This window comes from Streptomyces sp. NPDC003247, from assembly GCF_042888135.1.
Taxonomy (GTDB): domain Bacteria; phylum Actinomycetota; class Actinomycetes; order Streptomycetales; family Streptomycetaceae; genus Streptomyces.
On the sequence record NZ_JBIAPF010000001.1, the window covers coordinates 318,366 to 339,110 of the forward strand.

Below are 20,745 nucleotides of genomic sequence, written 5' to 3' on the forward strand. Positions count from 1 at the left end.
CGAAGGCCGGCGGTGAGGACCCCTCGGGGATCCCTCACCGCCGGCCTTCGTGCCGCCCGGGTGCGGCGGGCCTCAGTGACCGGAGTGCGCGGTGCCGTCCGACGACTCGTGCGCGGTGTGCGCCGAGTGGTCCGTGCCCTCCTCGATGTCGCCGCCGAGCGTCCGCTGGAGCGCGGTCACCGTGCCGGTCTCGCCGACGGCCACCCACTTGCGGCCGACGAGGTAGTGGCCGCCGTAGTCCTTCGCCCCGTTGATCCACTCGCGCTGGCCGCGGTCGGTGGCGAACGTGGCGAGGATGAACTTGCCGTCGGTGTCCTTGCAGACGGCCTGGCGGATCTCGTCGGCGTCGATCTGCATGTTCGGGGTGCACTCCACCTCGGCGGCGAGGTGCTCCAGGCTGCCGGTGGCCGTCTCCGGGACGGCCCGCGTGCCCCCGTCGGAGCCGCAGCCGGTCAGCACGAGCACCGCGGCGGCGCCGGCCACCGCGAGCATGGGTCGGGTCACCTTCATCTGTCCTCCCTGCAAGAGCCTCGTCCTGGATACGGCTCCCGCGCCCGGTCCGCTCAACCAGCGCGGAGTTCTCCGGCGTCGCGGGCCCCGCGCCCCGTCGTGGCGGACCGCCCCGCCGCACGGCCGGTGACCATCGGCCGGCCGGCTCGTTTGGCTGGACGTGCAGTCACAGGATGTCGCCCCGCGCCCCGCACCCGGTTCCCCCGCCGACCGGGCCGTCGACGTCGAGCAGGCCGAGGCCGCGCTCGTCGAGCACTATCCGCGTCTGGTCCGGCTCGCCTACCTGGTGCTGCCGCCCGGCCTCGGCCGGGACCGGCGGGTGCTGACCGCCCATGCCCTCGTCCAGCGCGCCCTGCCCCGCGGCCGCTCCTCCGCGCCCGTCATCCCGGCCCAGTCCACCGCCCGCGACGGCGGCCCCGGCTACGCCTACGTCCGGCTCCAGGTGGTGCGCACGGCGCTGGAGGCGGGCCTGCCGCTGCGGCGCCGCGCGTGGCCCAGGCGGGCGCAGCTGCCGCCGCTGCTGCCCCAGGTGTGGGGGCTGCGCCTCTTCCCCCGCGCCGGCGGTGCCGACGAGCTCGCCCTGGACCAGGAGCTGGCCGTCCTGTCCGGCCCGGCCCGGGCCGCCTGTGTCCTGCGCGGCTTGGAGAAGCTCCCCGACGGCGATGTGCGCGAGGTGCTCGGCGGCGCCGGGGTCGACGACGCGGAGGCGGCGCTGCGGGAGGCGGACTCCCTCAGCGCGCGGTACGCGCTGCTCGACTCCCCCGAGTTCGACCCCTGCGCGCTCCAGGCCCGCCCCACCGACCTGATGCGCCGCCGCCGGCACGGCAGGGCCGCGCTGGCCGCCGCGGCCGCGCTCGCCGTGTGCGGCGCCCTGGTCGCCCTGCCGGACGGCGGCTGGGGTGCCGACGGCGCGGCCGCTCCGGTGTACGCGCGGAACCCGGCGGCGGAGGCGGCGCTCGACCCGGGCCGGCTGGTCAGGGTCTCCCCCGCCGCCTGGAAGACCTCCGCCCGCACCGACTTCTCCGTCTGGCCGGCGCGCGGCGACTCCACCGGTGACCGCGCGCTGCTGCGCCGCGCCCTCGCCGTCTGGGCCCGGCCCGGCGCAACCGTCCGCGTCTCGGCCACCCCCGGCACCCCGACCGGCGGGCCGTCCGGTCCCCCCCAGCTGCTGTTCGCGGGCGACGCCGACACCGCGCGCGTGGTGATCCTCTACGACGGGCTGCGCATCGCCCGCTACGCCGAGCCGAGGGAGGGCACAGCCGGGGCCGCCCTGGACTTCGCGCGCGTGGACGGCGCGACCGGCGCCGAGGCGGCCGCGGTGGTCCTGGACCGGGCCGACGGCAACGTCCGCTACCTGACCGCCCCCTGGGTGACGGAGGCGGCGGAGCGGGACCTGTCGAAGCCGGGTGCCGGGCTGATGGACCTGACGCTGACCGACGGCATCACCTCACCGCTGGCCAGCCCCGCCACCCGGGCCGGCGCCTGCACCACGTGGAACGTGCTGGAGCTGACCGACGCCTCCGGCCCGCACCTGGTGAGCGACCTCGGCGAGCTGGTCCCCGCCCGCCTCACCGCGGGCCGGCCGACCAGGCCGAAGGAGGCGACGGGCGCGGAGGCGCTGCGCACCTGGGCGCCGTTCGCCTGCTCGCTGGGCGATGTCCGCGGCCAGGGGGTCCGTACGGTCAACGCGTGGGCGTACGCGCGGCAGCCGCTGCCCGACGACAGCGGGTCGGCGTCGTGGGTGTGCACGCGGGCCGAGACCTGGCGGGGCGACGGGACGCGGGTGCTGGCGCAGTTCCGGGTGCCGGGCGGGCTGTTCGGGGCGGCGGTGGCGAAGGCCGGGGACGTTCCGGCGTGCGGTCCGCGCGATCCGCATGTGCTGGCCGGGGTGCTGTGGAGGTCGAAGGGGGGCTCCTGGTACCTGCTCGCCGCCGGGGACAAGGACACCGGGTCCGTGCGGGCGACGGGCGGGGTGAGCGGCTCGGCCGAGGACAACCTGCTGGCCGTGCGCACCGAGCAGGGGGCCCGGGCGGAGCTGAGGGGCACCCTGGAGGACGGCCGGTCGATCGGCGGGCTCCGCTAAGGGCTGTCCCGCAGGTCCTTCGTCACCTTCCCGCCGTCCGCCCTAAGGCGTGGCCCACGCCAACCCCGCGACCGATCCGGTCCCTTCACGTCCGGATTCGATCGGTAAGGTGTTCGTATGACTACCGGGGTTCGTCGCAGGATGGGAGTCGAGGAGCGGCGGCAGCAGCTGATCGGCGTCGCCCTCGACCTGTTCGCCCGCCGCTCGCCCGACGAGGTCTCCATCGACGAGATAGCGGCGGCCGCCGGCATCTCGCGGCCGCTCGTCTACCACTACTTCCCCGGCAAACTCAGCCTGTACGAAGCCGCCCTGAAGCGGGCGTCGGAGGATCTGGCGGGCCGGTTCACCGAGCCGCACGAGGGGCCGCTGGGGGCGCGGCTGCTGCGGGTGATGCACCGGTACTTCGACTTCGTCGACGAGCACGGCCCCGGCTTCTCGGCCCTCATGCGCGGCGGCCCGGCGGTGCCCGCGGACGGAGTCCGCTCGATGGGCCACGTCTCGACCACCAACGCGCTCATCGACTCCGTGCGCCAGGCCGCCTACGAGCAGATCCTGGCGCACCTGGAGGTCACCGACCCGCCGGCCCGACTGGAGCTGGTGGTCCGCTCCTGGATCTCCCTCGCCGAGTCGACGGCGCTGCTCTGGCTGGACGGGCGGCGGATTCCGCGCGCGGAGCTGGAGGTGCAGCTCGTGCAGGACTTCGCCGCGCTGACGGCCGTGAGCGCGGCGCACGACGAGGAGCTGCGGGCCCGCCTGAGGCCCGTGCTCGCCGCCGAACCGGCCGACGGCCCGTTCGGCGACCTGGTGGCCCGGCTGCTCGCCCTGGTCTCCTGAGGAGCGGCTCTCAGCTCTCGAACTTGCGGTACGACGGGTCGAGGTCCCGCACCTCGGCGGAGGCGTGCAGGGCGGGTCCGCCGTCCTCGACGTGGGTGCGCAGCAGCTCCAGGACGGCCTCGGTCAGCTTCGCCTTCGTCTCCTCGGTGCGTCCGGCGAGCAGGCCGAGGGTGACGTGGACGATCGCGTGGCCCTCCTCCTCGTAGGCGAACGCGGTGAGGTCCGCCGGGCGGAACAGGGTCTTGCAGGCCTCCGGCTTGGCGGCGGCGATCTCCACCACGGCTTCGTGCAGGGCCCGGGCGAAGCCGGCGCGGTCGAAGGCGGTCGCCATGGTGGCCGAGTAGTCGACCGTGATCTGCGGCATGGGCACTCCTGTTCCAGGACGGGGACGGGTTCACCTTAGTCGCCGCGCGGGCGCCGTGGCGTGGCCCGGTGGCGCCGGACACACCGGTGGAGCAGACCGGGTGACGGGTCTGCTCCACCGGGGCCGTGCGGGTCAGGCGGTGCGGGTGAACACCGCGACGGTCCGTGCCGGAACGGCGAAGGTGCCGGACTCCGTCGCGTACGTCGCCTTCCTGACGGTGGCGTCGGCGCCGGCCGCCTGGACCGGGTGCAGGCGGTAGCCCGTCCCGGCGAGCGCGGCGACCCGCTGTTCCTGCGCGTCGGGCGTCGCGTTGAACACGACGACCAGGTCACCGAGTTCCATGGTGATCACGCCGGGCGTCTCGTCCTTGCCGGACAGCGGGAAGGCGAGCGCCGACTGCACCTGCGCCGCCGTGTCGAGGGAGAACGCCTTCTCCGTCGTACGGATCTTCAGCAGGTCCTGGTAGGCGGCCGAGGCGCCCTGGATCTGCGGGCAGCCCACCGCCTTGATCCCGGTCAGCAGCGGCTGGGCGTACGGCCACTTGGCGGCGTTGTCGGCGGCCGGCGGCAGTCCGCGCCCGAAGCCGTTGCCGTCGGCGCAGTTCCAGTGGATCGCGTTGAACCAGTCGCCGCTCTCGAAGGAGTTGCGGTCCAGGGACTTGGAGCGCAGCAGGTCGGTGCCGGCCTGGGAGAGCGCCGGGCCCTGGGAGAGGGTGGCCGTGGCCATGGCGAGGACCTGCATACGGGCCCGGTCGGCGGCGCTCGTCGACGACGGCAGCTTGTAGGCGAGGGCGTCGAAGAGCGACTCGTTGTCGTGCGCGTCGGCGTAGGCGAGGGCGTCGCCGGGTGCGTCCGCGTAACCGGCGGGGGCGCCGTTGTAGTCGACCTCGGCGCCGGTGACCTGCTCGCCGCTGGTGTCGGTGAAGGTGTACGCCTTGAGGTTGCCGGAGAGACCGACCTTGATCAGGTCCTGGTAGTGCAGCAGGCGGGCCTTCTGCTCGGCCTCGGTGCCGTTGTTCTCCGAGCCGTTGGGGTCGGTGTACAGCCCCGAGGCGAAGCCCTGGACGCCGGGGTCCTCGTCGAAGGGGCCGCCGCCGCGCACCGCGTCGCGGGCCCGGTCGGAGAAGGTGGCGATCCCGGTGCCGGCCATGTTCTTCTGCGTGGCCTGCACGAACCGGGCGTCGTCGGCGACCTCGCCGAAGTTCCAGCCCTCGCCGTAGAGGATGATCTTCTTGCCGTCGACGCCGTCCTTCGCCAGGGTCAGGGCGTCGAGCGCCTCGCGCACGGCGAGGATGTTGGCCTTCGGGTGGTGGCCCATGAGGTCGAAGCGGAAGCCGTCGACCTTGTACTCCTTGGCCCAGGTGACGACCGAGTCGACGACGAGCTTGCCCATCATGGCGTTCTCGGTGGCGGTGTTGGCGCAGCAGGTGCTGTTGGCGACCGAGCCGTCGGCGAGGAGCCGGTGGTAGTAGCCCGGCACGACCTTGTCGAGGACGCTGGTGTCCGCCTGTCCGCTGGTGGTGGTGTGGTTGTAGACGACGTCCATGACGACCCGCAGGCCGTCCTCGTTGAGCGCCTTGACCATCTCGCGGAACTCGACCGTGCGGGCGGTGCCGTCGGGGTCGGTGGCGTAGGAGCCCTCGGGGACGGTGAAGTGGTACGGGTCGTAGCCCCAGTTGTAGGCGTCCTTCGCGGCCGTCTTCGCCACGCACGCCTGCTGCTGGTCGGAGTCGGCCGGATAGGAGGCGAGGTCGCAGTCGACGGTCGCCTGGTCGGCCTTCTTCTCGGGGATGGTGGCGATGTCGAAGACGGGCAGCAGGTGCACGTAGGACGTGCCGGAGGCGGCGAGCTCGCGCAGGTGCTCGGAGCCGTCGCTGTCCTTGTCGGTGAAGGCCAGGTAGGTGCCGGGGTGGTCCGCCGTGCCGTCCGCCACGGAGAAGTCCCGGACGTGCAGCTCCTGGATCTGGGCGTCCTTCAGCGGTACGGCCGCGGGCTTCTCGAGTGACGTCCAGCCGCTCGGGGCGAGGGAGGCGTCGTCCAGGTCGACGACCAGGCTGCGCTCGGAGTCGGCGGTGAGGGCGACCGAGTACGGGTCGGTGACCTCGTTGGTGACGATCTTCCGGACGCTGGGCGCCCAGACCTTCACCACGTACCGGTAGGGCTTGCCCTTCCAGGACTTCGGGCCGGTGACGGACCAGACGCCGGTGGTGTCGTCGCGCTTCATCCGGACGGTGGTGCCGTCCAGGTCCAGGGAGACGCTCTGCGCGGTCGGTGCCCAGACCGCCAGGGTCGGGCGGCCGTTGCGGAAGGTCGGGCCGAGGTCCGTCTTCGTGGCGCCGGCGTAGAGGTCGTCCAGGACGCCGGCGGTCTGCACGCCCGTCGCCGCGAGGACGGCGCCGTTCGCGGCCCGCTGGGTGGCGACGACCTGGCCGCGCAGCGCCTCGCGCACCCGGTCGCGGTCGCGCGGGTCGACGGACCAGGCGGTGTAGTCCTTCAGGTGCGGGAACGTCGCCTTCTGGGCGTCGGTGAGGGTGGTCTTCGTCAGCCGGAGCCACCGCTCGTCGTCGCTGGTCAGCGTCCCGGCGCTCACCGCGATCGAGCCGCTGCGGGAGGACAGCAGCTGGGTGGAGACGGCCGCCTCGGAGCCGTTCCAGGCGACCGTGTCCCGGTCGATCCAGACGGCCTTGGAGGTGGTGAGGTCCAGGGCCGCCGCGGAGCCCGCGGGCTGCGGCAGCAGGTGCTCCGCCTCCCCGCTCATCAGCCACACCTCGTGGCCGTCGGCCGTGAGGTCGAGCGACCGGTCGGTGGGCAGGTCCTTCTCGTCGCCCCGGTGGACGATGTAGCTGAGACTGGTGGCACCCTCGGTGAGCGGTACCTCGAAGACCGCGCCATACGGATCAGTCTTCACCGGCTCCAGGGGGTTCGACCACTCGGTGGGGTTCGCGGCGCCGGTCCACACGTGGAGACCCCAGCCGTCGTAGTCCCCGTCGGCGCGGTGGTAGTGCAGGACCGCCTTGGTGGTGTCCTGCGCCGGGTACTCGGGCCGTTCGGTAAGGACCTCCGCCTCGCCCTGCTCGATCCAGACCTCGCCGGTCCGCGTGACGTCGATGGTGCGGTCGGCGGAGACGTCCTTGTCGCCGTCCTCGTCGATCACCAGGAAGTTCACGCCGGCCGCGCCGGGCTTCAGCTTGACGTAGGCGAAGGCGCCGTAGGCGTCGCGGCCGGTGAAGGGGTGGCTGTCGGGCCAGGTGGTCGACTCGCCGTCGGCGAGGTCGCCCCAGGCGTACAGGCCCCAGTCGTCGTAGTCGCCGTCGGTGCGCCGGTAGTGGACGATCGCGTAGTCGCGGGAGGTCGCGGTGGGGACCTCCTCGGCGGGCGGGGTGCCGGTGGTGCTCGCGGCCGTCGCGCTCGCGGTCCGCCCGGCCGAGTCGATCACGACGGCCTTGTAGCGCAGGGCGGTGCCGGCCGGTACGTCCTCGCCGACGGTGTGGGTGACCTTGTAGGGGGCGTGGTCGGCGGAGCCGAGCGTCTGCCAGGCGCCGTCGCCGGTCTGGGCGGCGAAGACGACCCGGTTGAGCTGTCCACCGTCGACGTCGGCGGTCAGCTCGACGGTTCCGGTGGCGCCGGCGGCGGGGGCGGTGAGGGTGACGGACGGCTTCGCGGTGGGCGCGGGGAGCCGGCCGGCCGCCTTGAGGACGATCGCCGAGCCGGCCGGGACGGTGACGGTGACCTTCTTGCCGGCGTCGCTCTTCACCGAGCCGGTGGTCCCGTAGATGCCGCGGAAGGTCATGTTCGCCGAGCCGGTCGCGAAGGTCGCCGTCTTCGCCTCGGCGGCGTTGTTGAAGGCGACGACGTACTCGGTCTTCGTCGTCGGGTCCGTGCGGGAGAAGGCGTAGACGCCGGCGCCGTCGGCCGCGTACCGCTCGGTCTGGACGCCGTCGGTCAGGGCCGGGTTGGCCTTGCGGAGCTTGGCGAGGGCGCTGATCTGCCGGTAGAGCGGCGCGCTGGTGTCGTAGGCGTCGGTGGCGTGGGTCGCGTCGGTGCCGATCCGGTCGTCGTCGAGGTAGTCGGCGGCGCGGGAGGCGAACAGGGGGGCGCGGGCGTCCTTGTCGCCGCCGGAGCCGGTGAAGCCCTGCTCGTCGCCGGAGTAGACGACCGGGTTGCCGCGGCTGAGGAACATCAGCTCGTTGGCGAGTTCGTCCTTGGCGAGCAGCTCGGCGTCGGTGGCGTCCGGGTTGTCCTGGTTCAGGAAGTACCCGAAGCGGCCCATGTCGTGGTTGCCGAGGAAGGTGACCTGCTCGTAGGCGTTGGCCTTGTCGGTCGTGTACGTGTAGTCGTCGCCGAAGACCGCCGCGAGCTTCCGGGCGCTGCCTCCTTGCGAGGCGTAGGCGCGGGCGGCGTCCTGGAAGGGGAAGTCGAGGGTGGCGTCCAGGCGTCCTTCGGTGACGTACGAGGAGGTGACGGCGGTGTCGGCGGAGTAGACCTCGCCGAACATGAAGAAGTCGTCGCGGCCCTGTTTCGCGGCGTAGGCGTCCAGGGCCGTCGCCCACTGGGTCCAGAACTCCATGCCGACGTGCTTCACGGTGTCGATCCGGAAGCCGTCGATGTCGAAGTCCCTCACCCACCGCTGGTAGATCTTCTCCATGCCCTCGACGACCTCGGGACGCTCGGTCCACAGGTCGTCGAGGCCGGTGAAGTCCCCGTAGGTGGTCGACTCGCCGGCCCAGGTGGAGTCGCCGCGGTTGTGGTACATCGTCGGGTCGTTGAGCCAGGACGGTACCTTGGCGTCCTTCTTGTCCGCGGCGACGGTCGGCGTGTACGGGAAGGAGTCGGCGTCGGTGGCGGGGAAGGTCTCCGCGGCGGCGTAGTCGGCGTCGTCGAAGGGCTCGCCGTCCTCGGTCAGGTACGGGAAGGCGCCCTTGGACAGGTAGCCGTAGGACTTCTCCTCGTAGTCGACGACGTCGGCGGTGTGGTTGGTGATGACGTCGAAGTAGACCTTCATGCCCTTGGCGTGCGCCTTGGAGATGAGGGTCTCCAGGTCCTTGTTGGTGCCGAAGTGCGGGTCGACCTGGGTGAAGTCGGTGATCCAGTAGCCGTGGTAGCCGGCCGACGCGTTGGCGCCCGTGCCCTGGACGGCCTGGTTCTTGAAGATCGGCGCCATCCACAGCGCGGTGGTGCCGAGCCCCTTGATGTAGTCGAGGCGCTCGGTCAGGCCCTTGAGGTCGCCGCCCTGGTAGAAGCCCTTGTCGGTGGGGTCGTAACCGGTCGTCAGGCGGGACCCGGTCAGCCCTCCCCGGTCGTTGGCGGTGTCGCCGTTGGCGAAGCGGTCCGGGAGGACGAAGTAGAACTGCTCCCGGGTGGCGTCGTGCCGGGCGGGCTCGGCGGCGAGCTTCGCGTCCGACGGGGGCTCGGGCGGGCTGTCCGCCCGGGCGGCGAGCGGTTGCACGAGGGCGGCGGCGAGGGCGGCGACGGTGACGGCCGCGACCCTTCCGGCGTGGGCGGTACGGCGCGTGCGCGGCGCCGGCCATCTCGGTATCACAGGCGGGAACTCCTTGCGACTACGGCTCAGGTGGGTCCGACCCCTGCGCCGCGGCACTGCCTGGTCGGCTTCGTCGCCGGGCGCCCGCGCGACCGTATCGCCGACGAAACGCTTACAGCAAGAGCCCTGCAAGTAACGGAAAGGATTTTCAGCGATCGCTCCGGGCACGGCGGACGGCCCGCCCCCCGGAGGGGAGGGCGGGCCGTTCGGGGCCGGACGAGGGGCCGTCAGGCGGCGGCGAACCAGACGGTGGTGTCCGCCGGGACCTTCGCCTCGCCGTCCGCCTCCGCCGGCTCACCGCTGGCGAGCAGGACGCGGCCGTACGCCGGGACGGTCACCGACTCGCCGGTGGTGTTCGCGACACACACGAACTCCCCGCGCCGGAAGGCCAGGACGCCCTCGGGGGCGCGCAGCCACTCCACCGCGTCGCCGGCCCCGAGGTCCGGCCGCTCCCGGCGGATCGTCAGCGCCGAGCGGTACAGCTCCAGCGTCGAGCCCGGCACGCCGTCCTGCGCCTCGATGCTGAGCTCGCCCCAGTTCTCCGGCTGCGGCAGCCAGCTGCCCCCGCCGCCGAAGCCGTACGACGAGCCCGTGCGCGTCCACGGGATCGGCACCCGGCAGCCGTCGCGGAAGCCGTCCTGGCCCTCGCCGCGGAAGTACGCCGGGTCCTGGCGCACCTCGTCCGGGAGGTCGACGACGTCCGGGAGCCCCAGCTCCTCGCCCTGGTAGACGTAGGCCGAACCGGGCAGCGCCAGCATCAGCAGGGTGGCCGCCCGGGCCCGGCGCAGGCCCAGCGCGCGGTCGCCGGCGGTGCGGATCTGCGTGCCGAGGCCGGGCGGGTTGGCGAAGCGGGTGGCGTGCCGGGTGACGTCGTGATTGGACAGCACCCAGGTGGCGGGGGCGCCGACGGGGCGCATCGCCTCCAGCGTGCGGTCGATGACCTCGCGCAGCTCCTCGGCGTTCCACGCGGAGCCCAGGTACTGGAAGTTGAAGGCCTGGTGCAGCTCGTCGGGGCGCACGTAGTGGGCGGTGCGCTCCACGGTCGGGGTCCACGCCTCGGCGACGAAGATCCTCTCACCGGCGTACTCGTCGAGGACCCGACGCCACTGCCGGTAGACGTCGTGGACGCCGTCCTGGTCGAAGAACGGCATGACATCGTTGCCCAGCAGCTTCAGCTGGTCGTGGGAGCCGAGGTCCGGCAGGCCCTCCGCCTTCACCAGGCCGTGCGCCACGTCGATGCGGAAGCCGTCGACGCCCATGTCGAGCCAGAACCGCAGGATGGAGCGGAACTCGTCGCCGACGGCCGGGTGCTCCCAGTTGAAGTCGGGCTGTTCGGGGGCGAAGAGGTGCAGGTACCACTCGCCCGGGGTGCCGTCGGGCTCGGTGACCCGGGTCCAGGCGGGGCCGCCGAAGATGGACTCCCAGTCGTTGGGCGGCAGTTCGCCGTTCTCGCCCTTGCCGGGGCGGAAGTGGTACCGCTCCCGCAGGGGCGAGCCGGGGCCGTCCGCGAGGGCCCGCTTGAACCACTCGTGCTGGTCGGAGGAGTGGTTGGGCACCAGGTCGACGATGATCCGCAGGCCCAGCCCATGGGCGTCGCGGATGAGCGCGTCGGCGTCGAGGAGGTTGCCGAACATGGGGTCGACGGCCCGGTAGTCGGCCACGTCGTAGCCGGCGTCGGCCTGCGGGGAGGCGTAGAAAGGGCTGAGCCACACGGCGTCCACGCCGAGGTCGCGCAGGTACGGGAGGCGGGAGCGTACGCCTTCCAGGTCGCCCATGCCGTCGCCGTTGCTGTCGGCGAAGCTGCGCGGGTAGACCTGGTAGATCACCGCGTCCCGCCACCAGTCGCGGCGCTGGGCGACGGTGGCGAGGGCCGTGTCGGGCCGGGAGGCGGGGGCCGGGGCGGCGGAGTGCTGCTGGCTCATGGCGTCCTTGTACGTGAAGGGGGTGCGGTCATGGGGTCATGGGTACGGCGGCCCGGGTGACGCGGCGGCCGCGGTGCCGGCGGGGTCGGAAGGACACCGCGGCCGCCACCCGCGCGCGGGCGCGCGGGGGTCTCGTGCGCCTCGGGGCGCTCAGCCCTTGGTGCCGCCCGCGGTCAGGCCGGTCACCAGGTTCTTCTGCACGAGGTAGAAGAACGCGGAGACGGGTATCGCGATCAGCACCGCGGTGGCGGCCATGAGGTTGCGCTGGGCGTCGTGCTCGCTGACGAAGCTCTGGAGGCCGACGGCGAGCGTGTACTTCTGGTCGTCCAGCAGGAACGTCGTGGCGAAGGCGACCTCGCCGAAGGCGGTGATGAAGCTGTAGAACGCGGCGACCGCGAGGCCCGGCTTGGCGAGCGGCAGGATCAGCCGCGCGAAGGTGCCGAACGGGGTCAGGCCGTCGACGCGTCCGGCCTCGTCGATCTCGAACGGGATCGTGTCGAAGTAGCCCTTGAGCAGCCAGGCGCAGTAGGGCACCGCGGTCGAGCAGTAGACGAGGATCAGGCCGAGGTAGGTGTCGACGAGCTGGAGCTCGGACAGGATCTGGTACATCGGCACGATCAGCACGGCGATCGGGAACATCTGGGTGACCAGCAGCACCCACATGAACTTGCGGTAGCCGGGAAAGCGCATGCGGGACACGGCGTATCCGGTCGTGGCGGCGATCAGTACGCCGATGACCGTGGTGCCCAGCGAGACGATCAGTGAACTCTTGAGCCAGTCGAAGAAGTTCGTGTGCTGGAGGACGAACGCGTAGTTGTCGAAGGTCATCTTCGACCAGATGCGTCCGGGGTGGAGGTAGTCGTCCTTGTCCGGGCCGAGGGAGAGGAAGACGAGCCAGGCGATCGGGAAGAGCGCGACGAGGCAGGCGACGGTCAGGACGCCGTGGGACGCGAGGGAGGCGAGGGGCCGGCGCCGTCCGCGTCCGCGGGGGGTGCGGGGGGCGTCCGCGGAACCGTGCCCGGTCACGTCGGCGGAGGTCTCGACGGTGGTGGTGCTCATGGGGACTCCTGCCTCAGATCGCGAGCTGCTGCTCGTTGCGGTTCAGCCAGCGGCGGTAGAACGAGGTGAAGACGATCAGGATGGCCAGCAGCAGGATGCCGTAGGCGGCCGACTGAGCGAAGTCACGCGGCTGCTGTCCGAAGCCGAGGTAGTACGCCCAGGTGACGAGGATCTGGGCCTCGGGGGCGGTGCCGCCGAACAGCAGGAAGATCACGGCGAACTGGTTGAAGGTCCAGATGATGCCGAGCAGGACGACGGTGGAGCTGACGGACCTCAGGCCCGGCAGGGTGACGTAGCGGAACCGCTGCCAGGCGTTGGCGCCGTCCATCTCCGCGGCCTCGTAGAGGGAGGCGTCGATGGACTGGAGGCCGCCGAGCAGGGAGACCATCATGAACGGCACACCGCACCAGGTGTTCACCATGATCGCGGCGAACCGCTGCCAGAAGGTGTCCTCCAGCCACAGCGGCGTCGGCAGGTGCAGCGCGTCCAGGGCTGCGTTGATGACACCGCCGTCGGCGAGCATGAACCGCCAGCCGAAGACGGTGACGAAGGTGGGCACGGCCCAGGGCAGGACCAGGACCAGCCGGTAGAAGGTGCGGCCGCGCAGCTTCTGGTTGAGCAGCAGCGCGAGGCCCAGGCCGAGGCCGTAGTGCAGGCCGACACAGGCCGCCGTCCACACGATGGTCCAGATGAAGTGCGACCAGAAGCGGTCGTAGGCCGTCTCGCCCCACAGGATGTCGGCGTAGTTGTCGAGGCCGATGAACTTGTAGGTGGCCTCGATCTCGTTGACGCCGATGGTGCGGGCCGTGTTGAGGCTGTTGGCGTCGGTGAGGGTGAGGTAGAGGCCGTATCCCAGGGGGTACAGCACGAGGACGCCGAGGACGACGACCACCGGGGTGATCATCGCGTAGGCGTACCAGTACTTGCGGTAGGAGTGCTTCAGGCGCCGGCCCAGCCCGGGCCGCGGCGCGTCACCGCGGCGCTTGCCGGTCGCGCGGTCGATGGCGACTGTCATGGTTCGACACCTTCTGGAGGAGCTGAGGATCGGAGGGCGGGGCCGGGCGGGCACAGGCGGGTGGCCGCCGGATCACTCCCCCGTGGACAGGGTGATCCGGCGGCCACCCGGGACTCACTTGCTGAAGTCCGGAACCAGCTTGGCGATGGCGGTCTCGGCGTTGCTCAGGCCCTCGTCCAGGGACTCCTTGCCACCGGCGATCTCGGGCAGCTCGTCGTCCAGCGGGCTCCACAGGGAGCTGTACTCGGGCAGCGCCGGGCGCGGCTGGGCGGCGGACAGCACGGTCTGGTAGCCCGCGATGCCCGGGTCGGCCTTCACCGCGTCGGTGTAGGCGTCGTCACGCGTCGGCAGGGTGGAGTTCTTCAGCGCGACGGTCGCCTGGGCCGTCGCGGAGGTCATGAAGTTGACGAACTTCAGCGCGGCCTTCTGGTGCGCCGCGTCGGAGCCGGCGTAGACCGACAGGTTGTGGCCGCCGGTCGGGGCGCCCGCCTTGCCGGTGGAACCGGCCGGGACGGTGGCGATCCCGAGGTTGTTCTTGTCCGTGAAGGCCGAACCCTTGTAGAAGTTCGTGATCTCCCAGGGACCCTGGATGATCGCGGCGACCTTGCCGTTGACGAAGGCGTCCTGGATGTGGGCGTACGCGTCGGCGGTGGTGTCGGCCTTGTGCAGGCCCTTGCCGTCGAACAGGCTGAGCCAGGTGCCGTACGCCTTCTTCGCCGCCGCCGAGTTGACGGTGATCTTCTTGGCGTCCGCGTCGACGGTGTCGGTGCCCTCGCCGTGCAGGAAGGTCTGGGCGTAGTAGGCCTGGGTGGAGCCCCAGTAGCCGTCGACGCCGGTCTTGGCCTTGATGGTGGCGGCGGCCGTCTTCAGGTCGTCCCAGGTCTTGGGGGCCTCGGTGATGCCGGCCTTGGCGAACAGCGCCTTGTTGTAGACGAGCGCGAGGGTGTCGGTGGCGAACGGCACGCCGTACGTCTTGCCCTCGTACTGGGCCTGCTCGATCAGGTTGGACTTGAACTTGTCCTGGTCCGCGAGGGCCTCGGTGCCGTCCAGCGGCAGGAAGTAGCCCTTCTTGGCGAAGGCGGGGGTCCAGCCGACCTCGGAGCGCAGCACGTCCGGCGCGCCCTTGGACCCGGCGGCGGTGTCGAACTTGTTCTGCGCCTGGTCGAAGGTGACGTTGACGTACTTGACCTTGATGTCCTTGTTGGCGGCCTCGAACTCCTTGACCAGGGCCTGGTACGTCGGCGCCTCGTTGGTCGCGTTGGAGGTGTCCCACCAGGTGATGGTGACCGGGCCGTCGGCCGAGTCGCCGCTGTCGCTTCCGCCGCAGGCCGTCGCCGCGAGGGCGAGGGACGCCACCAGCGCGGTGGCCGCTATGCCACGCCGCATGAGTTCTCCTTGAGGGTGAAAGCCCGTGTAGCTACAGGGGGCGGTCCCGTCCGCCGTCCCTGTCGACTTGCCGACTGCGCCATTGCGGCGGCCGCCGGGCGACGTGAACGTAACAGCCATGTAAGCGGCGCGAAAGACCTTGCAGAAAAAAAGTGCAAGAGATCTCCGAAGTTATCCGGGCGTGACCTGATGACAACCGCCATGAGACCGTTGTTGTCAGGCGGAGCCGCCGTGTGCCAAGGCGTACGGCGCTTGTGCAAGACTCTGCAAGCTCTTGCCATCAATTTCACGAGGGAGTGCGATGACGCAGCAGCCCCGGGCGGGCCGCACAACAGGTCGCCCAAGGCGTCCGATTGGTGTGCAAGGTGACACCTGGCCGGTACAGTCCACACCTGTGACCACACGGCTTGCCGACATCGCTGCGCAGGCGGGGGTGAGCGAAGCGACCGTCAGCCGCGTCCTCAACGGGAAGCCAGGCGTCGCCGCCACCACCCGCCAGTCCGTCCTCGCCGCCCTCGACGTACTGGGCTACGAGCGCCCGGTCCGCCTGCGGCAGCGCAGCGCGGGGCTGGTCGGCCTGATCACGCCCGAGCTGGAGAACCCGATATTCCCGGCCCTGGCACAGGTCATCGGACAGGCGCTGACCCGCCAGGGCTACACCCCGGTCCTCGCCACCCAGACCCCCGGCGGGTCCACGGAGGACGAGCTGACCGAGATGCTGGTCGACCGCGGGGTCGCCGGCATCATCTACGTCTCCGGCCTGCACGCCGACACCACGGCCGACACGCAGCGCTACGAGCAGCTGCGCGCCCAGGGCGTGCCCTTCGTCCTGGTGGACGGTTTCTCCCCGAAGGTCCAGGCGCCCTTCATCTCCCCCGACGATCGGGCGGCGATGGCCCTCGCGGTCACCCACCTCGCCTCCCTGGGGCACACCCGGATCGGCCTGGCCCTCGGCCCGAAGCGCTTCGTGCCGGTCCAGCGCAAGATCGAGGGCTTCGTCCGCGCGATGCAGGAACAGCTGAGCCTGAGCCCCGAGACGATCGAGTCGGACCTCGTCCAGCACTCCCTCTACACCCTGGAGGGCGGTCAGGCGGCGGCGACGGCCCTGATCGACCGCGACTGCACGGCGGTGGTCTGCGCGAGCGACATGATGGCCCTCGGCGCGATACGGGCGGCGCGGCAGCGCGGGCTGGCGGTCCCGCGGGACATCTCGGTCGTCGGCTTCGACGACTCCCCGCTGATCGCCTTCACCGACCCGCCGCTGACGACGATCCGCAAGCCGGTCCCGGCGATGGGCCAGGCGGCGGTCCGCACCCTCCTGGAGGAGATCGGCGGCACCCCGGCCCCGCACAGCGAGTTCGTCTTCATGCCGGAACTCGTCGTCCGCGGCTCGACGGCCTCGGCGCCCGGGGAGCGCCATCGCGGGTAGGGCGCGCGGTCGCCGCAGCCGGGGGCGAGCGCGGTCGTCGCGGGGAGGGGCGAGCGGTCATCACGGGGAGGGGCGAGCGGTCGCCGTGGGCAGGGGCGTGAACGCCGTCGTCCGTACGGCGGAGACGGCCGTCGCGGGCGGTGCCCGCGCGGTGTCCCGTAGGGGTCCCCCGGCGGAGAACATGCGGGTCGGAGGGGACCGGAGGACGATCGGGGAAGAAGGCTTTTCTGGCAGACTCTGTGTCCATGGGTGAATCGACCGTGACGTCACTGGAAGGCCGGGAAGAGGCCCTTCCACACACCGTCACGGCCTCGGCCCCTCCCGGTCCGCTCCGGCGTCTGCGGACCCCCGGCCGCCCCCGCTTCTGGTTCGAGATCCTGCTGATCGCGGTCAGTTACTGGACGTACTCGCTGATCCGCAACGCCGTCCCGGAGCAGAGACACGAGGCACTGCGCAACGCGGACTGGATCTGGAAGGCCGAGCACACCCTGGGCATCGCGGTGGAGCAGTCGGTCAACCACGCCGTGAACTCGGTGACCTGGCTCGTCGTCGGCATGAACTACTACTACGCCACCCTGCACTTCGTCGTCACGCTCGGCGTCCTGGTGTGGCTCTTCCGCTTCCACCCCGGCCGGTACGCGGCCACCCGCCTGGTCCTCTTCGCCACCACGGGGGTGGCGCTCGTCGGGTACTACCTCTACCCCCTGGCGCCGCCCCGCCTGATGAACGGCGCCGGCTTCGTCGACACGGTCGTGGTCCACCAGACCTGGGGGTCGATGGCCTCGGGCGACCTGAAGAACATGTCGAACCAGTACGCCGCGATGCCGTCCATGCACATCGGCTGGTCCCTGTGGTGCGGGCTGACGATCTTCGCGCTGGCCGCCCTCCCCTGGGTGCGGATCCTCGGCCTGCTCTACCCGGCGGCCACCCTGGTGGTCATCGTCGCCACGGCCAACCACTTCTGGCTGGACGCGGTGGGCGGCCTCCTCTGCCTCGCCTTCGGCTACGCGGTGGCGGGCCTCTGGTACGGGGCGCTGCCGCACACCCTGCCGAGGAGGGTGCCGGGACGCGGAGGGTTCCGGGGGGCACGGCCTCCCGCGGAGGCGTAGGGGCCGACGGAGGGGCGGCGGCCCCTACGCCTCCGCGGGAGGCCGAGGGGCCGACGGAGGGGCGGCGGCGCGGCGTCCGGCGTCGGGGTGTCCGCTACCCCCCGTAGAACAGGGTGTCGACGACCGCCCGGGCCCGCCGGGCGCTGCGGCGGTAGTCGTCCAGCATGTCCCCCACGTGCCCGGGCCCGTACCCGAGGTACCGCCCCACGGCGGCCGCCTCCCGCGCGTCGGACGGGAACGTGTCGCCCGCCCGGCCCCGGACCAGCATCACCGCGTTGCGCACCCGCGTGGCCAGTACCCAGGCCTCGTCGAGGATGACGGCGTCCTCCCGCGTCAGCAGTCCGGCCTCCCGGGCCGCGGCGAGGGCACCCCGGGTCCGGGTGGTCCGCAGTCCCGCGACCTCCGCCCCGTGCCGCAGTTGCAGCAACTGCACGGTCCACTCCACGTCGGACAGGCCCCCGGGCCCCAGCTTGGTGTGCAGCTTCGGGTCGGCGCCCCGGGGCAGCCGCTCCGACTCCATCCGCGCCTTCAGACGCCGGATCTCCCGTACGGCGTCCGCTCCGAGTCCCGCCTCCGGGTACCGCAGGGGGTCGATCAGGCGGACGAACCGCCGGCCCAGTTCCTCGTCCCCGGCGACGGGCTCGGCCCGCAGCAGCGCCTGCGACTCCCACACCAGCGACCACCGCCGGTAGTACGCCTCGTACGACTTCAGCGTCCGTACCAGCGGCCCCGACTTCCCCTCGGGCCGCAGATCCGCGTCGACCAGGAGCGGCGGATCGGCGCTGGGCACCTGGAGCAGCCGCCGTACCTCCGCCACCACCGCGTTCGCCGCGCGGGCGGCCTCCTGCTCGTCGACGCCGTCCTGCGGCTCGTGCACGAACAGCACGTCCGCGTCGGAGCCGTAGCCCAGCTCGTGGCCGCCGAAGCGGCCCATGCCGATGATGGCGAACCGGGTGGGCAGCGTGTCCCCCCACCCCTCCCGCACCACCGCGCGCAGGGTGCCGGCGAGCGTCGCGGCCGTCAGGTCCGACACGGCCCCGCCGACGAGGTCGACGAGCGCGCCCTGGTCGGCCTCGGCGGGCTGCGCCTCCGTGCCGTACGACCCGACGATGTCCGCGGCGGCCGTACGGAACAGCTCCCGCCGCCGCACCCCGCGCGCGGCGGTGACCGCCTGGACCGCGCCCTCCGCACGCCCGACCGCGGCGAGGATCTCCTGCTCCAGCGGGGCCCGCCCGCGCGGCTCCAGGCCGCCCCCGTCGCCGTCCCCGAGCAGGGCGACCGCCTCGGGCGCGCGCATCAGCAGGTCGGGAGCGAGCCGCCCGGCGGACAGGACCCGCGCGAGGTTCTCCGCCGCCGCTCCCTCGTCCCGGAGCAGCCGCAGGTACCAGGGCGTCTTCCCCAGCGCGTCGGAGACCTTGCGGAAGTTGAGCAGCCCGGCGTCCGGGTCGGCGGAGTCCGCGAACCAGCCCAGCAGCACCGGCAGCAGCGTCCGCTGGATGGCCGCCTTCCGGGTGACCCCGGAGGCGAGCGCCTCCAGGTGCCGCAGCGCCGCCGCGGGATCGGCGTACCCGAGCGCCACCAGCCGCTCCCGGGCCGCCTCGCTGCTCAGCCGTGCCTCGCCGGACGGGAGCTGGGCGACCGCGTCGAGCAGCGGGCGGTAGAACAGCTTCTCGTGCAGCCGCCGCACCACGGCGGCGTGCCGCTTCCATTCCCGGTTCAGCTCGCCCACGGGATCGGCCCGCAGCCCCAGCGACCGTCCGAGCCGCCGCTGGTCCTCCTCGCCCTCCGGGACGAGGTGGGTCCGCCGCAGCCGGTACAGCTGGATGCGGTGCTCCATCGACCGCAGGAACCGGTAGGCGGCGTCGAGCTGCACGGCGTCGGCCCGCCCCACGTAGCCCCCGGCGGCCAGCGCCCCCAACGCGTCCAGCGTCGTACCGCTGCGCAGGGAGGCGTCCGCCCGCCCGTGCACCAGTTGCAGCAGCTGCACGGCGAACTCGACGTCCCGCAGCCCGCCCGGCCCGAGCTTCAGCTCACGCTCCACCTCGGCGGCGGGGATGTTCTCGACGACCCGCCGGCGCATCTTCTGCACGTCGGTGACGAAGTTCTCCCGCTCGGCGGCCTGCCAGACGAGCGGTTCGACGGCGGCGACGTACTCCTCCCCCAGCGCGAGGTCACCGGCGACCGGCCGGGCCTTCAGCAGGGCCTGGAACTCCCAGGTCTTGGCCCACCGCTGGTAGTAGGCCAGATGGCTGCTCAGGGTCCGCACCAGCGGCCCGTTGCGCCCCTCGGGCCGCAGGTTGGCGTCGACGGGCCAGATGGAACCCTCGACGGTGGTCTCCGAGCAGATCCGCATCATGTGCGAGGCGAGCTTGGTGGCGGCCCGCAGGGCCTTGCCCTCGTCGGCCCCCTCGACGGGCTCCGCGACGAAGATGACGTCGACGTCGGAGACGTAGTTGAGCTCGTGCCCCCCGCACTTGCCCATCGCGACGACGGCGAGCCGGCACAGCGCGGCGTCCGCGGGCGCCGCGGCGGCCGCGAGCCCCACCGCGGCCCGCAGCGTGGCCGTGGCGAGGTCCGCGAGCTCGGCCGCGGCCTCGGCGACGTCGGTGGTCCCGCAGACGTCGCGCGCCGCGATGGCCAGCAGGCACCGCCGGTAGGCCACCCGCAGCGACACCGGGTCGTCGGCCTCGGCGAGCCCCCGCTCGAACTCCTCCACCCCGGGATGCAGGTCGCGCGGCTCGTACATGACGAGCGCCTCCCAGTCCCGCGGATGCCGGGCCAGGTGGTCGGCGAGCGCGGCGGACGCCCCGAGCACCCCGAGCAGCCGGTCCCGCAGCGGCTTGGCCGCTATGACCGTGTCGAGGAGTCCACGGCGCGCGGTGGCGCCCGGCTGCGCCTCCAGCAGCCGCACCAGCCCCCGCAGGGCGAGATCGGGATCGGCGGTCCGGCCCAGGGCCTCCAGCAGCACGGGGTCGCTGCGGACCGGGACGAGCTCGGCGCTGTCCAGGAGCCGCTCGGCGGCGGAGGGATCGGTGAACCCGTGCCGCAGCAGGCGTGTGAAGGTACTGCTCCTGCGCCCCGGCCCCGTCATCCCGGCCTCCTCGACTCCTCGACTCCGATCAAGGTCGTACGGACCCGAGCGTAGCCGGAGCGGGTGGGGGGAGCGCCGGGTCGGGGGTCATGGGGTGCCGTCGGGGGGCGATGGCCGACATCGAGGCCGCCCGCGCCGAGCTCCTGGAGCGCGGTCTCCGAGCCGGTCCGCCACGCCCCCGGCGACGGCGCCACCTTCCTGTACTTCACCGACCCGGACGGCAACGGCTGGTCGGTCGGTCCAGGAGTACCGCCGGCGTGCGACGGAACCGCTGCACCGGGTGCTGGCGGGGCAGGCGGATCCGGCGCCTTGAGGGACGTCCCTTAGGCCGTCGGGAGGCATCCGGATGGTCACCCGCCGGGTCGCGCCGGACGATGGTGCGCAGTGCCTCAGTGACGGTCGAAG

12 protein-coding genes and 1 pseudogene are annotated in these 20,745 nt (G+C 72.4%); 5 read left to right on the forward strand and 8 right to left on the reverse strand.

Going from position 1 to position 20,745, the window contains the following annotated elements; translation table 11 throughout:
• Positions 1 to 72 precede the first annotated feature (72 nt).
• Positions 73 to 510 (reverse strand): hypothetical protein, encoded by a 438-nt coding sequence (locus tag ACFYWQ_RS01365; protein WP_389511702.1) that lies wholly within the window; start codon positions 508 to 510, stop codon positions 73 to 75.
• A 160-nt stretch (positions 511 to 670) separates the two neighbouring features.
• Here ACFYWQ_RS01365 and ACFYWQ_RS01370 point away from each other — a divergent pair, with 160 nt between their 5' ends.
• On the forward strand, positions 671 to 2,593 hold the full coding sequence (locus ACFYWQ_RS01370) for a hypothetical protein (protein ID WP_389511703.1): 1,923 nt from the start codon (positions 671 to 673) through the stop codon (positions 2,591 to 2,593).
• A gap of 117 nt (positions 2,594 to 2,710) precedes the next feature.
• Positions 2,711 to 3,427, forward strand: coding sequence for a TetR/AcrR family transcriptional regulator (locus tag ACFYWQ_RS01375; protein WP_389511704.1), 717 nt, complete (start codon positions 2,711 to 2,713; stop codon positions 3,425 to 3,427).
• A 10-nt stretch (positions 3,428 to 3,437) separates the two neighbouring features.
• Here ACFYWQ_RS01375 and ACFYWQ_RS01380 read toward each other — a convergent pair whose 3' ends face one another.
• From ACFYWQ_RS01380 to ACFYWQ_RS01405, 6 genes are all read right to left on the reverse strand, one after another.
• Positions 3,438 to 3,791, reverse strand: coding sequence for a 5-carboxymethyl-2-hydroxymuconate Delta-isomerase (locus ACFYWQ_RS01380; protein ID WP_389511705.1), 354 nt, complete (start codon positions 3,789 to 3,791; stop codon positions 3,438 to 3,440).
• A gap of 132 nt (positions 3,792 to 3,923) precedes the next feature.
• The gene (gene pulA, locus ACFYWQ_RS01385; protein ID WP_389511706.1) at positions 3,924 to 9,329 is read right to left on the reverse strand and encodes a pullulanase-type alpha-1,6-glucosidase; all 5,406 of its coding nucleotides are present in this window, start codon (positions 9,327 to 9,329) and stop codon (positions 3,924 to 3,926) included.
• A 227-nt stretch (positions 9,330 to 9,556) separates the two neighbouring features.
• Complete coding sequence (locus tag ACFYWQ_RS01390; RefSeq protein WP_389511707.1) at positions 9,557 to 11,251, reverse strand: glycoside hydrolase family 13 protein; 1,695 nt, start codon at positions 11,249 to 11,251, stop codon at positions 9,557 to 9,559.
• Between the two features lie 150 nt (positions 11,252 to 11,401).
• Positions 11,402 to 12,310 (reverse strand): sugar ABC transporter permease, encoded by a 909-nt coding sequence (locus tag ACFYWQ_RS01395; protein ID WP_389511708.1) that lies wholly within the window; start codon positions 12,308 to 12,310, stop codon positions 11,402 to 11,404.
• Positions 12,311 to 12,323: 13 nt separating this feature from the next.
• On the reverse strand, positions 12,324 to 13,325 hold the full coding sequence (locus tag ACFYWQ_RS01400; protein WP_389511709.1) for a carbohydrate ABC transporter permease: 1,002 nt from the start codon (positions 13,323 to 13,325) through the stop codon (positions 12,324 to 12,326).
• A gap of 114 nt (positions 13,326 to 13,439) precedes the next feature.
• Positions 13,440 to 14,711, reverse strand: coding sequence for an extracellular solute-binding protein (locus tag ACFYWQ_RS01405; RefSeq protein ID WP_389511710.1), 1,272 nt, complete (start codon positions 14,709 to 14,711; stop codon positions 13,440 to 13,442).
• Between the two features lie 394 nt (positions 14,712 to 15,105).
• Here ACFYWQ_RS01405 and ACFYWQ_RS01410 point away from each other — a divergent pair, with 394 nt between their 5' ends.
• Positions 15,106 to 16,140 (forward strand): LacI family DNA-binding transcriptional regulator, encoded by a 1,035-nt coding sequence (locus ACFYWQ_RS01410; protein ID WP_389511712.1) that lies wholly within the window; start codon positions 15,106 to 15,108, stop codon positions 16,138 to 16,140.
• A 245-nt stretch (positions 16,141 to 16,385) separates the two neighbouring features.
• Complete coding sequence (locus ACFYWQ_RS01415; protein WP_389511715.1) at positions 16,386 to 17,249, forward strand: phosphatase PAP2 family protein; 864 nt, start codon at positions 16,386 to 16,388, stop codon at positions 17,247 to 17,249.
• Positions 17,250 to 17,343: 94 nt separating this feature from the next.
• On the opposite strand, the gene ACFYWQ_RS01420 is transcribed toward ACFYWQ_RS01415, so the two are convergent.
• On the reverse strand, positions 17,344 to 20,340 hold the full coding sequence (locus tag ACFYWQ_RS01420; protein WP_389511717.1) for a bifunctional [glutamine synthetase] adenylyltransferase/[glutamine synthetase]-adenylyl-L-tyrosine phosphorylase: 2,997 nt from the start codon (positions 20,338 to 20,340) through the stop codon (positions 17,344 to 17,346).
• Between the two features lie 110 nt (positions 20,341 to 20,450).
• Here ACFYWQ_RS01420 and ACFYWQ_RS01425 point away from each other — a divergent pair.
• Positions 20,451 to 20,653: pseudogene (locus ACFYWQ_RS01425) on the forward strand (VOC family protein); the annotation flags it as partial.
• Between the last annotated feature and the right edge of the window lie 92 nt (positions 20,654 to 20,745).

Coding starts and splice junctions, on each gene's coding strand:
- ACFYWQ_RS01365 (WP_389511702.1), bottom strand. CDS start 510: ATGAAGGTGACCCGACCCATGCTCGCGGTGGCCGGCGCCGCCGCGGTG.
- ACFYWQ_RS01375 (WP_389511704.1), top strand. CDS start 2,711: ATGACTACCGGGGTTCGTCGCAGGATGGGAGTCGAGGAGCGGCGGCAG.
- ACFYWQ_RS01380 (WP_389511705.1), bottom strand. CDS start 3,791: ATGCCGCAGATCACGGTCGACTACTCGGCCACCATGGCGACCGCCTTC.
- ACFYWQ_RS01390 (WP_389511707.1), bottom strand. CDS start 11,251: ATGAGCCAGCAGCACTCCGCCGCCCCGGCCCCCGCCTCCCGGCCCGAC.
- ACFYWQ_RS01395 (WP_389511708.1), bottom strand. CDS start 12,310: ATGAGCACCACCACCGTCGAGACCTCCGCCGACGTGACCGGGCACGGT.
- ACFYWQ_RS01400 (WP_389511709.1), bottom strand. CDS start 13,325: ATGACAGTCGCCATCGACCGCGCGACCGGCAAGCGCCGCGGTGACGCG.
- ACFYWQ_RS01405 (WP_389511710.1), bottom strand. CDS start 14,711: ATGCGGCGTGGCATAGCGGCCACCGCGCTGGTGGCGTCCCTCGCCCTC.
- ACFYWQ_RS01415 (WP_389511715.1), top strand. CDS start 16,386: ATGGGTGAATCGACCGTGACGTCACTGGAAGGCCGGGAAGAGGCCCTT.
- ACFYWQ_RS01420 (WP_389511717.1), bottom strand. CDS start 20,340: ATGACGGGGCCGGGGCGCAGGAGCAGTACCTTCACACGCCTGCTGCGG.